Raw genomic sequence first — 12445 nt, forward strand, 5'->3', positions numbered from 1 at the left:
GACCGAAGGCATCGGCAATGGCGCATTCGTCCAAGCGGTGACGCGAATCGTCAATCCGACTCGGCGCCTTGCTTCCATAGCTCGGACCATCTCCCTCCCGAACAGGATAGCCTTCCATGCCCTTCGTCACGACCAAGGACGGCGTCGAGATCTTCTACAAGGATTGGGGTTCCAAGAGCGCCCAGCCGATCATGTTTCACCATGGCTGGCCGCTCTCCTCGGACGATTGGGACGCGCAGATCCTGTTCTTCCTGCAGCACGGCTACCGGGTCGTGGCGCATGACCGACGCGGTCATGGCCGCTCGGCCCAGGTCGATAGCGGCCATGACATGGATCACTACGCCGCCGACGCCTTCGCGGTGACGGAAGCGCTGGACCTGCGGAACGCCGTGCATATCGGTCATTCCACCGGCGGCGGCGAGGTCGCCCGCTATGTGGCGAGGCACGGAGAGCCGGCCGGACGCGTGGCCAAGGCCGTGCTGGTCTCCGCGGTGCCGCCGCTGATGGTCAAGACGGAAGCCAATCCCGAAGGCCTGCCGATCGAGGTGTTCGACGGGTTCCGCGCGGCCACCGCCGCGAACCGCGCGCAGTTCTTCCTCGATGTGGCGAGCGGGCCCTTCTACGGGTTCAACCGCGACGGCGCGACGGTGCAACAGGGCGTGATCCAGAATTGGTGGCGCCAGGGCATGATGGGCAGCACGAAGGCCCATTACGACGGCATCGCGGCGTTCTCAGAGACCGACCAGACGGACGATCTGAAAGCCATCACCGTGCCGACGCTGGTCCTGCATGGGGACGACGACCAGATCGTTCCCATCGCCGATTCTGCGCTGAAATCGGTCGAACTCCTGACCAATGGCACGCTCAAGACCTATCCCGGCTTTCCGCACGGGATGCTCACCACCCACCACGACGTCATCAACCCCGACCTCCTCGCCTTCGTAAAAGGCTGATCCGGGTTTTCGCGACGGCGGTCACGCCGTCGCGTCCCTCGTCGACCGCCCCGTCAGCGCCTGCTCCAGCGAGCGGATGATCGTGGCGCCGTCGCAGGGCTTGTCCAGGAAGTCACTGGCGCCCGCCGCCAGAAGGGTTTCGCGCAGGGCCTCGGTCGGGAACGCCGTCACGAAGATCACCGGCACCCGCGATCCCAGGGCGCGCAGACCCTTCTGCATCTCAACGCCGGTCATGCCGGGCATCTGCACGTCAGTAATGACACAGTCGGGCGCGTCCGAGGAACAGGTAGCCAGGAAGTCGCGGGCCGAGGCATAGATGCGGGCGGTGTAGCCGAGGGAGCGGACGAGGCTTCCGGTCGCCACGCGCACGTCCTCGTCGTCGTCGACGATCGCGATCACAGGCGGAGCTGGCATTCCACTGACCTAAGGGTTCACCGCCCGGTCCCCGTGATCGGGGAGGGTTGGCCCAGGCCGAGATATGGCCCCTCGCGCCGTGGGTTGGAATCATACGGAGGTTTGCCGGGCCCCACCTTTCGGCAAAGGCCGGCAGATCGGTCACCGCGTCGGCGCACCGCCGGCATGGGAGATCCCGAGGGACTCGGCACTCCGAACCAGATCGGCCAGGGAGCGCGCCTTCATCTTGCGCATGACGTGGCCCCGGTGGATCTTCACCGTGATCTCGCTGAGGCCGAGATTGCCAGCGACCTGCTTGTTCATCAGGCCGGCGGTGACCTGCGCCATCACCTCCCGCTCCCGCGCAGTGAGGGTCTCGTAATCGGCCCTCAGATCGTCGAGGGCCGCATGCGCGCTGCGCTGGACCGCGTCGCGCGCCAACGCCGTGCCGATCGCGTCGAGAAGATCTTGCTCGCGGAACGGCTTGGCGAGGAAATCGACCGCTCCGGCCTTCATGGCTTTCACCGTCATCGGAATATCGCCGTGCCCCGTCATCAGGATCATCGGCAGGTCGATCCCCAGGGCGCCGAGCTGAGTCTGGAACTCGAGGCCGCTCACGCCCGGCAGGCGGACATCGACCACGAGGCATCCGGCGCCCAGGGGACGCGGCGCGGCGAGGAACTCCGCCACCGACGCGAAGGCAGCGCAGGTAAGATCGATGGAGCGGAGAAGACCCGATAGGGCATCCCGGATATCCGGGTCGTCATCGACGACGAACACGGTCTGTCTCGCGATCGATGCGCGTGCCGGCCCTGCCGCATTACCTCGGATCATGATCCCCTCTCGGCCGTCATCGGTATGGTGAAGTGGAAGGCGGCGCCCGGACCATCGTCGCTATCGTCATGGCCACCGATCCAGAGGCGACCGCCATGCGCTTCGACGATCGAGCGGCAGATCGCCAGTCCCATGCCCATCCCGTCCGCCTTGGTGGTGAAGAACGGCTGGAAGATCCGTTCGACGGCCTCCGCCGCGATTCCCCCGCCGCTATCGGCGACGGTGACGCGGACATGCTCGGTCCCGTCCGGGGCGACGCGGATGATCAGGAGACGGGGCCGCCCGATGACCGTCGCCATGGCCTGAATGGCATTCACCATCAGGTTGATGAGCACCTGCTGCAGCTGAACCCGGTCGCCATGGACCGGCGTCACGTCGGCCGCCACGTCACGCACCAATCGCACGTCATGGCGTACCATCTCGCGTTCGACGAGAAGTACGGCTTCTCCGATCATCTCGCGCAGATCGAGCCAGTCGCGCGGGGGCGGCGCCTTGGCGAGGAAAGTGCGGATCCGCGAGACGATCTCGCCGGCGCGGGTGCCGCTCGCCACGACCCGCGTCACCGCGGCCGAGACTTCGCCGAGATCCGGCGGGCTCCGCTTCAGCCAGCGCAACGCCGCCTCGCCATTGGTCACGATGGCCGCGAGGGGCTGATTGACCTCATGGGCGATGGAGGCGGTGAGTTCGCCCAGCGTCGTCACGCGCGCCGTATGGGCGAGCTCGGATTGAAGCGCCAACAGCGCTTCCTGCGCCTGCTTGCGCTCGGTGATGTCGAGGGCGAAGACCAGCACGCACTCGAACCCATCCGCATGGGACGGAAAGGTGATGCCGAAGAGGATCGGCACTCGCTCCCCCGAAAGCGAGCGGATCACGGTCTCCCCCTCGAAGAAGGTCTCGCCCCGCGCCAGCGCCAGCAACGACTCGACGAAGGTCGGCTCGTCTTCGAACAGGAAGGCGTCGAGGGATTGCGGCGCTGCGGCGCCCGTATCGGCTGCGATCAAGCGCCGCAATTCGGCATTGGCATCCACGATGGTGACGCTGCGGCGCAGGTCGCGGACGACCTCCGGATGATCGTCGAGATAGGTGCCGAGGGACATCCCCGAATCGCGCGGGACCGCGTCGATGACCGCCTTCACCTGGCGCCAATCCTGCTGCAGGATCGCCACGCGGGCCGTGTCGAAGATGGTACGGTAGCGCCGCTCGCTTTCCGCCAGGGCGGCGTGGGCGCGCTTGCGCTCCGTGATGTCGGTATTGGTCTCCAGGACAGCGAGCGGCTGACCATCCGCATTGCGCTGGAGCGACCAGCGGCTCTCGACGACGACCCTGGCGCCCGACCGCACCGTCTGGACGAGTTCACCCTCCCACCGCCCGTTCCGCATCAGCGCGTCCCGGATAGCCGCCTCCCCATCCGGAAAGGCCGTACGCAGGAGGACGTGCACGTTGCGCCCCCGAACCTCGTCCCGGCGCCAGCCATAGAGGTCTTCCGCAGCGCGATTCCAGAACGTCACCGTGTCGGTGGGCGTACGCACGAAGATCGGATCGTGGGTGAGTTCGAGCAGTTCGGCCTGCTCCGCGAGGATGCGGGCCGCGGATTGATTGCGAAGCACCAGGAGCGTGCTGATCGCGATGGCCGCGAGGCTGACGAGGGCACGCAGCAGCGCCGAGTCGCTGTCGAACAGGCGGTGCGACAGGAAATAGGCGACTGTCGTCAGGATGAGACACCCGGACGCCGTCAGGATCACCCCGTTCCGCTGGAATGCTCGCGCGGCGATGAGCACGACGACCACGTAAAGCACGGCCACCGCGCCTTCGAGCGGCGTGAACGCGTCGACGAGGAAGATGACCAGGGCGAGGCCGAGGGCGACGATGCCGAGGATTCCGCCCGGTCGCCGGCCCTCCGGCGGGGCGGCGGGGCGGAAAGGCGAGGGGGCCGCTACGACAGGCGCGTCCATCGCCCCTCCGCGGCATCGACGGCGCCCCGACCCACCCTGTCGTCCGGTCGCCCGGCTAACGGCACCGTCACGGAGAATAGCGATCCCGTACCCTCCACGGACCGAACCGTGATCCTGTGATCCAAGGCCAGTGCCGTCTGGCGCACGATTGCCAGGCCTAGGCCGAGACCCGGCTGGGTATGCTCGCGCCCGCCACGGTCGAAGGCGTCGAAGATCGTTCCGCACCGGGACGACGGGATCCCCTCGCCCTGGTCGTACACCGCGATCGCCAGATGCTGCCCACGCCTGCGGCATCCGATCAGAACGGTCCCGTCGCAGCGGGAATACTTGATGGCATTGCCGATGAGGTTGCGCAGGATCGCCATGAGCATCGTCGGATCGGTGTCGACCATCCTCGTCGATGGCCGGAAGCGAAGCGTGATCCCGCTGGCACGAGCATGACCGCCCCACTCCGCCTGCAGTTCCTCGAACACGTGGCGCAGGCATACGGCTCCGCGTTGAATCACCGGCCCGTTGCGGAGTTGCGATGAGCGAGCGAGGTCGTCGAGCTCGTGTCCCAGCCGGTGAAGCGCGCCCGTTGCTATGCCGAGGCGAGCGGCGACCTCCGGGTCGGAGCTGCGCTGCAGCGCGCGCTCGATGGCCATGACGGCGACCTGGAGCGGCTGCTTCAGGTCGTGCCCAGCCACGGCAAGGAGACGGGACATGGCGGCACAGGCCGTCTCGGCGCTCATACCGGCCTCCGCCCGTCCCGCCGGGCTCTGCGCATGAACGGCCTGAAGCATCGTCATCTCCCCATTCCCGGTGGCCTGGACGGCGGATGAAGCCTCGGCCGTTCGAGCGAACCATGAAGCGTGACCGGATGCCTGTGAACTATACTGTCGTTTACTAAGGGGTCACCGCGCGGCGCTCATACGGGCCATGATGGAGCGTGGCCCGGCGCATGCCCGTCCCTGATGCCGCGCGCCGCCGGACGGCTGCGCATCCGTCCGGCATCCAAGTCGCCATAAGTCGCCCCGCTCGTCTTGCACGTATGGTCCGTGTTTTGAACGATCCGCGTTCACCTCGAGAACACCTCTCCAACCGCGCTCACCCTGGATCGCCGGACGCGAATCAATGAGACCTCGTGCTGATTCCGGTCGTTCGGCCAGACACCATTCCCGATCGTCGGCGAGTGGGCGGTCGCCGGGAATTGGCACCGGCCCGTCCAAAACATCGCGCGATCGGACAAGCCAGGTGGCATGCCGTCCTGCAGCTACGGCAGTGACGACAGGACGAGACATTATCCGGGGCAGGAATGGCCCCTCCGGATTCGACGGCACGGAGTGATCCGAGATGACCGACACCCCCCTCGCGGCGGACACCGACGGCGACGAGCGCACGGCGCAGACCTTTCCCCGCCTCAGCGATGAAATGGAGTGCCGGGTGGCCGGCTACGGCACGGAGGAGATACTGCCGGAGGGTAGCCTCATCTTCACCAGAGGGCAGCGGCGGGTGGATTTCTTCCTCGTCCTCGCCGGCCGGATCGAGATGTTCGAGACCGACCATGACGGGGTCGACCGGGTCTTCGTGGTGCACACCGAGGGACAGTTCACGGGCGAACTCGACCTGTTCAACGACCGGGAGATCCTGGTCTCGGGGCGCACCGTGGTGGAGACGCGCGTGGTGCGGATCGATCGCGCCGCCTTTCGCCGCTTGGTCACCGCCGAGCCGGATATCGGCGAGATCATCATGCGGGCCTTCATCCTGCGCCGGGTCGGCCTGATCCGCCATGGGCGGGGAGGCGTCGTGCTGATCGGTCCCGGTCACCAGCGTGAGACCCTTCGCTTGGAGCGCTTCCTCGTCCGGAACGCCTACCCGCACCGCATCCTCGACACAGCGGGCGACCCGGCCTCCCGCCACGCCCTGGACGGATTTGGCCTGACCGAGGCGGACCTGCCGGTGGTGATCGCTCCGGGCGCTGCGGTGATGCGCAATCCTACGAACGCGGCACTGGCGGACGCGCTGGGGCTGACGGAAGCGATCGACCCCGGCCGCATCTACGATGTCGCGGTGATCGGCGCCGGACCGGCGGGCCTCGCCGCCGCGGTCTATGCCGCCTCGGAAGGGCTCGACACCATCGTCATCGAAGGGCTGGCACCCGGCGGTCAGGCCGGCACCTCCTCGAAGATCGAGAACTATCTCGGCTTTCCGACCGGGATCTCCGGTCAGGCGCTCGCCGGCCGCGCACAGGTCCAGGCCCAGAAATTCGGGGCGCGTCTCGCGATCTCCCGCATGGCGACGGGGCTCGATTGCGGCGGGTCACCCTTCCGGGTGATCCTCGAAGATGGCACCGCCGTCCCGGCGCGCGCCGTCATCGCCGCCACCGGCGCCCGCTATCGCCGCCTGGATCTGCCGCGCTACGCGCATTTCGAAGGACAGGGCATCCATTACGCCGCCACAGCCATGGAAGCGCAACTCTGCACCGGCGAAGCGGTGATCGTCGTGGGTGGCGGTAATTCGGCCGGTCAGGCCGCAATGTTCCTGTCCCGCACGGTGGCGCATGTCCACCTTCTCGTGCGGGCCACCGGTCTCGCCGCGACGATGTCCGATTATCTCGTGCAGCGGATCGCGTCGTCGCCGCGCATTACCCTGCATACGCAGACCGAGATCACCGCGCTTCTCGGTGAAGACACCCTGACATCGGTGACATGGACCGACCGGTCGAGCGGGATCAGTGAAACGAAGGCCATCGGCAACGTCTTCGTCATGATCGGTGCCTTGCCGAATACCGGATGGCTCTCGGACTGCCTCGGTCTCGATCCAAAGGGATTCGTTCCGACCGGCCTGCGGAGCGACGGGATGCCGGCCGCGTCTCCCTATGCCACAACGGTCCCGGGTCTTTACGCCGTCGGCGACGTTCGCGCGGGCTCGGTGAAGCGCGTCGCATCCGGGGTGGGCGAGGGATCGGTGGTGGTCCAGGCGGTCCACGGTTTCCTGCACCCGGAGCCCTGAAGGCACAGAGGCGAAACGCCAAGCCCGAGACCGGCGGGGGAGGGCTATGGCCGACAGGCTTTGGCTGGATTTGGGCCGGCTTCAGCGCGTTCGGACAGAACGTTTCCCACTCTGGACGCCGGATGCATGGCCGCCGTCAGGGAAAACGGAGCGGAGGACCGAATGGACCACTTGCTGGCCATTCGGTCCTCCGCCCTGAATCTCACCTAACCTCGGATCTCACTTGGCCTGCAGATCCGTCTTACGGCCGACCTGCTGGCGATCGGCCTCGACGGTCACCGGCACCGCCGCCTTCTCCGAGGCGTCGATCCGGTCCCGCGCTCCGGCGGCGTCGAGCCCCGCCGGAGGCGTGTGGGATTGCGCGAAGGGCACGGTCGATGCCAGCGCGAGGATGGCTGCGAGACAGGGTCTGATCAGAAGGTTCATGGCCGCTCTCCCCGGAAATGACCGCGTTGCCGCGAGGCGATGAAAGCTCAGTCGGCGGGACCGCCGGACGTCGTGCCGAAATTCGGCACCGCGTGGTTCGTCTCGTCGGCGTTGCCGCCCTTGGCCGAGCTGTCGATGGTCCGGGACGCCTGCGGCTCATGACGGGATTGCAGGGAACCGGTCCCGTCCAGGTCCACCTGCTCGACGGTGCTGCGAGCCGGATGACGATCCGGCATGGCAAGGGCAGGGGCCATCAGGCCAAGCTGCAGGAGGGCGACGGAAGCAAGATGCTTGATCATGGTACGTCTCCGGATGTCAGACTGGTTTCGGGTCAGAACGGAGCCGCTCGATGTCTTCGCCGCGGCCCTGAGTTCATGTCCAGATCTTAATCCTTCCAAGCAACCTGAATACTATACGGCAGATCATCCGATCGATGCGTTGGTTAAACCGTCTCATACGAAGGTTTCGGCTTGCGCTTGCTCCGGCAGAACGGTGTTCACCGTAATGACGGCTCGACCCTTCGGCCGCTCAACGCTGGCGCGTGGCCACGATGCCGAGTTGATCCGCCATGCGGACGAGGTCGGCGAGGGACCGGGCCTGCATCTTCTCCATGACCCGCCTCTTGTGAACCTTGGCGGTGATCTCCGTGATGCCGAGATCGGCGGCGATCTGCTTGTTCATCAGCCCCCCGATGGCGCATCGCATCACGTCGTTTTCCCGTGGGGTCAGCATGGAGAACCTGGCTGCGAGTTCGCCCTGTGCGCGCCGATCGGCGAGGGCGGCGGCATCGGCTTCGAGCGCCTTGCGGATCGCGGCGAGCAGCACGTCCGCGATGAAGGGCTTGGTCAGGAACTCGACGGCGCCGCCCCGCATGGCACGGACCGACATGGGGATCGTGCCATAGCCGGTCAGGAAGATGATCGGCACCGTATTGCCGTCCGCGCGCAACATTTCCTGGACGGCCAGTCCGCTCTGTTCGGCGAGCCGCACGTCGAGCAGGATGCATTCGGGTGATTGGCGCAGGAGCGAGCCCGACAATCCGCTCGGATCCGCGTGACCGACCGCTGCCAGCCCATCGGACATACAGAGGCGGACCAGCGCTTCACGCAGCACAGGGTCATCGTCGACGATATGAATGGTCGCTTCGGGCATTGGTCTCGCGGGCGCGAATACGCTCGTCTCATACACGAATTGCGTAGCGCCTCGACTGCAAGCTTCGCACCGACCCCTAATTATCGTGCGCCGCACCGCAATCCCAGGGCGACCACCTCACCGCCTGGGAAAGGATCACGCATCGGAGATGGGGAGCGTGATGTGGAACGCGGCGCCTCCACCCGGCGCGGCATCGACACGGATGTCGCCCCCATGGGCATCGATGAGGTTGCGGCAGATCGCGAGGCCCATGCCCATGCCATTCGCTTTGGTCGAATGAAACGGCTCGAAGATCCGCGCGCGCCGCTCCTGCGCGATGCCGGGGCCCGTATCGCTGACGGTAACGGCGACGAAGGCGGCCTCGCGGCGGATGGCGACCAGGATATCCCGGCGTCCGGCGCTGTCCGTCATCGCCTGCGCCGCATTGAGGAGCAGGTTCACGAAGACCTGCTGGATCTGGATCGGATCGGCCGCGATGAGCGGGATCTCGCCGTCGGCGGCAATGTGGACCGTCGCGCCGTGGACACGGATCTCGCGCTCGATCAGCAGATTGGCGTCCCGCGCCGCCTGTAGCGGATCGACGGGGGTGAACAGGCGGGGCGCGTTGCCGAGATAGGATCGTGTGCGGGAGATCACGTCTCGGGCGCGGATCGCGGCGCCGACCACGTCGTCGAGGGCTGCGGACGCCGCCTCGACATCCGGCTGGGGCCGTTTCAACCAGCGCAGGGCGGCTTCGGCATTGGCGACGATCACCGCGAGCGGGGAATTGACCTCGTGGGCGATCGACGCGCTCAAAGCTCCCACCGTGGTGATCCGCGATGATCGTGCGAGCTCGCTATCGGCCACGGCGACGTTCGCCTGCGCCTGCTTGAACGCCGTGACATCGAGGGAGGTGACGATGATCTCGGCAAACCCGTCGAGATCCTGCGGCAGCATCGCGGTGAAGAGCGTATCCCCCTCGCTTCCATCGGCCCGGACCACATGCGCTTCCGAGCGGAAGAACCGATCGCCGCGGCCGAACGCGACGAGCCACTGGACGAAGGTCTGGTCTGTCGAGGGCAGCAGCCGATCGAGCGGGCCGAGATAGGCGCTCTTGTCAGTGGCCCCCGTCTCCTCGAGGGTGAAGGCGTTCACGTCCGTGACGATCACCTTGGCACACAAAGCGCGGAGTTCGTCCGGACGGCTGGCGTAATAGCACTCGATATCGGTCACGCCCGCATGGCGCAGTTCCATGACCGCCCGGGCCGCCTCCGTCCAATCCTCGCGCCACATCGAAATCCCGGCCCGCTCGAAGATGGCAGCGAAGCGCGCCTCACTGCGTTCGGACGCGGCCCGCATTCGCGCGATGCTCAACATTGCGGCCGCAAGCGCCAGCGCCCCGCCCGCTCCGATGACGAAGGACGCCATCGTGGACGCCGCCCCGGCCGCCCAACCGGCGAGCCCCGCCAGGATGACGGGCGGGAGCGTCACTCCGGCGGCAAAGCCGAACCCGGTGGGGTGCAGCTTCCGGCGACGGGCCGGACCGGCTCGCATCCAGGCGGGGGGGTCTCCCGAGGTCGGTCGATCCGCTCCGGGCGAGGCGGACGCCCGGCTCGGCCACCGCGAGAAGACCTGCCGCATTCGCTCGTCCGCCTGGCTTCGCCGCGATGTCGGGCACTGCTCGTCTGGTATCCGATACACCTGTATAATAGCCGAGTTCGAGCGCGGCTTGCACGTTGCCGACATGGATTTTCACCGTCACGGCGCACACAAGTTCCCGAAAGCGGGTCTCTTCGCCTCCTCGGCGGGCCGGCAATGGAACGGCGTCGCCGCGGAGTTGCGGTCTCATCCGGCCGGCGACCTGCCCGCCATCGTCCCGACCCAGATGGAGATCACGCTCGCGGTCCGGCGCAGCCCCGATGCTCATGTCAGCCGCAAGGGCGCCGGGCTTCGGCAGCGGACGCCGGTGGCGAGCGGAACGATCTGGCTCTGTCCCATCGGGGTCGGGGAGGACGACATCAACATCTCGGCGCCCCTGGACGAGATCCTCCACATCTATCTGCCGGCGGAGCGTTTCGACCATCTCGCCGCCCTGTATGGCGACGCGCGCATCCGTGCCGATGCCGTGCGCTATCTCGCCGGCGTCGAGGATCCGCTGCTCGTCCAGATCGGCCTCTCGATCCATCAGGAACTGATCCGGGAAAGCTCGGCGGGCCGCATGATGGTCGAGGCTGCCGCCCTCGCCCTGACGGCCCGGATCGCGCAGGCCTACGGTCACGACCGACCGGAAACGCGAGCGCGCCCCACCACGGACGCCGCATCCCCGGACCGGATCAACCGCGCCGTCGCCTTCATCCGCGACAATCTCGAACGGGACCTGTCCGTGGCCGAGATCGCCGCCGTGGCTTGCCTCAGCCCGTTCCACTTTACCCGCATGTTCAAGCGCGTCACCGGGAAAACGCCTTATGCCTTCGTCAGCGAAGAAAGACTGAAGCGCGCACGCCGATTACTGATCGAGCGCAAAATATCCCTGATCGACGTCGCCCTGTCCTCCGGGTTTTCCAGTCAGGGCTCGTTCAACACGGCATTCAAGCGCGCTGTCGGTCGGACACCCGGCGAGTATAGGCAGCATTATTCATAACCCCTCGCAATCCGGACAGCAGGATATGCGAAGTCCACGGCAATTCGGCGAAATACGAGAGCGGCTTCAGCGATTTAAGTGATCTCCATGGTGAATGGGGAAACAGACATGCACGTGACGCCTGTCCACGAACCGGCAAAGCAAGCTCTCGCGCGGCCGGCCCCGGCATCCGCTCGCCCTCGCGCAAGGCAGCATTTTCGTTTCGAGCAAACTCCATGCGATCCGGTTGGCCCATCGAGAATCCGGCTCGGCGACTGGTCCGAGGGGGCCATCGTGCTGATGTCCGGGGACGGCGTCGCAAGCGCGGTCCGGATCGACCGGGTCGATGCGCTCGTTCTCCAGATCCGGCTCGACGAGCCACCGACGCCATGGAACCACGTCGCGCTCCGGGACCGTGCGGATGGTCAACCACAGATGCAGCTGCGCGCAGGTGAGGCGATCCTTCATGACCTGCGTCAGCCCCGCCTGTTGCGGGCTCCGGCGCGAACCCTCCAGATCGGGCTCGATCGCCAGATCCTGACGCAGGTGGCCGAGGATCTGAACATTCACGACGCCGATCCCGTCGAGGAATTCCTACCGGTCTACGGAATGGTGCTGGCGGACCCCGCCTTGTATCATCTCGCCGTCAGTGTCGGAGAAACCCTGGATCGGGGCGATCGCTGGGCCGGGGCCATCCGCCGCCAGTTGACCCATGCGGTGGCGGCCCATCTCCTGGGAACCTATACGCGGCTCAAACCCGCGCCCGAGACCGTTCGCGGCGGCCTGGCTCCCTGGCAGCTTCGTCGCGCTCAGGACCGGATCCGTGCCGATCTCGCCCAGGCCATCGACCTCCGGGCGGTCTCGGAATCCTGCGGCCTGTCCGTCAGCCACTTCGCGCGCGCCTTTCGCCAATCCACCGGCATCGCGCCCCATTGCTGGTTGACGGGGGAGCGCATCGCCCGCGCCAAGGTCATGATGCGAAGGAAGGATCGGACGCTCGCCGACATCGCCCTGGCCTGCGGCTTCGCCGATCAGAGCCACTTCACGCGCGCCTTCGCAAAAAACCAGGGCACGACTCCGGGACGCTGGCGTCGCCTGATGGAACCGGAGGCGCGGCACGCCACGATGCCGTGACCGCCGGAGCC

Annotated in this window: 12 protein-coding genes; 4 read left to right on the plus strand and 8 right to left on the minus strand. The window is 66.8% G+C overall.

Annotation, left to right across the window (positions count from 1 at the left end; genetic code table 11):
* Positions 1 to 116 precede the first annotated feature (116 nt).
* Complete coding sequence (locus AC0IXR_RS12425; RefSeq protein ID WP_056426397.1) at positions 117 to 953, plus strand: alpha/beta fold hydrolase; 837 nt, start codon at positions 117 to 119, stop codon at positions 951 to 953.
* A gap of 21 nt (positions 954 to 974) precedes the next feature.
* Here the strand turns inward: AC0IXR_RS12425 and AC0IXR_RS12430 are convergent, their stop codons facing one another.
* The 4 genes from AC0IXR_RS12430 to AC0IXR_RS12445 form a co-directional block, all read right to left on the minus strand.
* Positions 975 to 1367 (minus strand): response regulator transcription factor, encoded by a 393-nt coding sequence (locus AC0IXR_RS12430; protein ID WP_471760895.1) that lies wholly within the window; start codon positions 1365 to 1367, stop codon positions 975 to 977.
* 141 nt (positions 1368 to 1508) lie between these two features.
* The gene (locus AC0IXR_RS12435) at positions 1509 to 2180 is read right to left on the minus strand and encodes a response regulator transcription factor (protein WP_207413733.1); all 672 of its coding nucleotides are present in this window, start codon (positions 2178 to 2180) and stop codon (positions 1509 to 1511) included.
* Positions 2177 to 4132: a PAS domain-containing sensor histidine kinase gene (locus tag AC0IXR_RS12440; protein WP_471760896.1), complete on the minus strand. Its 1956-nt coding sequence runs from the start codon at positions 4130 to 4132 to the stop codon at positions 2177 to 2179. The genes AC0IXR_RS12435 and AC0IXR_RS12440 overlap by 4 nt, the downstream gene beginning before the upstream one ends.
* Complete coding sequence (locus tag AC0IXR_RS12445) at positions 4114 to 4914, minus strand: sensor histidine kinase (RefSeq protein WP_471760897.1); 801 nt, start codon at positions 4912 to 4914, stop codon at positions 4114 to 4116. Before AC0IXR_RS12445 ends, AC0IXR_RS12440 begins: the two co-directional genes overlap by 19 nt.
* A 550-nt stretch (positions 4915 to 5464) precedes the next feature.
* Here AC0IXR_RS12445 and AC0IXR_RS12450 point away from each other — a divergent pair.
* The gene (locus AC0IXR_RS12450) at positions 5465 to 7123 is read left to right on the plus strand and encodes an FAD-dependent oxidoreductase (RefSeq protein ID WP_471760898.1); all 1659 of its coding nucleotides are present in this window, start codon (positions 5465 to 5467) and stop codon (positions 7121 to 7123) included.
* A gap of 219 nt (positions 7124 to 7342) precedes the next feature.
* Here AC0IXR_RS12450 and AC0IXR_RS12455 read toward each other — a convergent pair whose 3' ends face one another.
* From AC0IXR_RS12455 to AC0IXR_RS12470, 4 genes are all read right to left on the minus strand, one after another.
* Positions 7343 to 7549, minus strand: a complete 207-nt coding sequence (locus tag AC0IXR_RS12455) for a hypothetical protein (RefSeq protein ID WP_424753503.1) — start codon at positions 7547 to 7549, stop codon at positions 7343 to 7345.
* 47 nt (positions 7550 to 7596) lie between these two features.
* Positions 7597 to 7848, minus strand: coding sequence for a hypothetical protein (locus tag AC0IXR_RS12460; RefSeq protein ID WP_056426378.1), 252 nt, complete (start codon positions 7846 to 7848; stop codon positions 7597 to 7599).
* Between the two features lie 229 nt (positions 7849 to 8077).
* Positions 8078 to 8701 carry a response regulator transcription factor gene (locus AC0IXR_RS12465; RefSeq protein WP_056426375.1) on the minus strand — a complete coding sequence of 208 codons (624 nt, stop codon included), beginning with the start codon at positions 8699 to 8701 and terminating at the stop codon, positions 8078 to 8080.
* A 135-nt stretch (positions 8702 to 8836) separates the two neighbouring features.
* A complete protein-coding gene (locus AC0IXR_RS12470; RefSeq protein ID WP_471760899.1) occupies positions 8837 to 10234 on the minus strand; it encodes a sensor histidine kinase in 1398 nt (465 codons plus the stop codon).
* Between the two features lie 190 nt (positions 10235 to 10424).
* Here AC0IXR_RS12470 and AC0IXR_RS12475 point away from each other — a divergent pair, with 190 nt between their 5' ends.
* Positions 10425 to 11321, plus strand: a complete 897-nt coding sequence (locus AC0IXR_RS12475) for a helix-turn-helix domain-containing protein (RefSeq protein WP_471760900.1) — start codon at positions 10425 to 10427, stop codon at positions 11319 to 11321.
* 279 nt (positions 11322 to 11600) lie between these two features.
* Positions 11601 to 12434: a helix-turn-helix domain-containing protein gene (locus AC0IXR_RS12480; protein ID WP_471761288.1), complete on the plus strand. Its 834-nt coding sequence runs from the start codon at positions 11601 to 11603 to the stop codon at positions 12432 to 12434.
* Positions 12435 to 12445 lie beyond the last annotated feature (11 nt).

The sequence above is a fragment of the Methylobacterium sp. AC832 genome (assembly GCF_979256025.1).

Excerpts from the sequence above, each read along its gene's own strand:
- AC0IXR_RS12445 (WP_471760897.1), bottom strand. The coding sequence starts at position 4,914 with ATGCTTCAGGCCGTTCATGCGCAGAGCCCGGCGGGACGGGCGGAGGCC.
- AC0IXR_RS12450 (WP_471760898.1), top strand. The coding sequence starts at position 5,465 with ATGACCGACACCCCCCTCGCGGCGGACACCGACGGCGACGAGCGCACG.
- AC0IXR_RS12475 (WP_471760900.1), top strand. The coding sequence starts at position 10,425 with ATGGATTTTCACCGTCACGGCGCACACAAGTTCCCGAAAGCGGGTCTC.
- AC0IXR_RS12465 (WP_056426375.1), bottom strand. The coding sequence starts at position 8,701 with ATGCCCGAAGCGACCATTCATATCGTCGACGATGACCCTGTGCTGCGT.
- AC0IXR_RS12435 (WP_207413733.1), bottom strand. The coding sequence starts at position 2,180 with ATGATCCGAGGTAATGCGGCAGGGCCGGCACGCGCATCGATCGCGAGA.
- AC0IXR_RS12430 (WP_471760895.1), bottom strand. The coding sequence starts at position 1,367 with ATGCCAGCTCCGCCTGTGATCGCGATCGTCGACGACGACGAGGACGTG.
- AC0IXR_RS12480 (WP_471761288.1), top strand. The coding sequence starts at position 11,601 with ATGTCCGGGGACGGCGTCGCAAGCGCGGTCCGGATCGACCGGGTCGAT.
- AC0IXR_RS12470 (WP_471760899.1), bottom strand. The coding sequence starts at position 10,234 with ATGCGAGCCGGTCCGGCCCGTCGCCGGAAGCTGCACCCCACCGGGTTC.
- AC0IXR_RS12460 (WP_056426378.1), bottom strand. The coding sequence starts at position 7,848 with ATGATCAAGCATCTTGCTTCCGTCGCCCTCCTGCAGCTTGGCCTGATG.
- AC0IXR_RS12425 (WP_056426397.1), top strand. The coding sequence starts at position 117 with ATGCCCTTCGTCACGACCAAGGACGGCGTCGAGATCTTCTACAAGGAT.
- AC0IXR_RS12455 (WP_424753503.1), bottom strand. The coding sequence starts at position 7,549 with ATGAACCTTCTGATCAGACCCTGTCTCGCAGCCATCCTCGCGCTGGCA.
- AC0IXR_RS12440 (WP_471760896.1), bottom strand. The coding sequence starts at position 4,132 with ATGGACGCGCCTGTCGTAGCGGCCCCCTCGCCTTTCCGCCCCGCCGCC.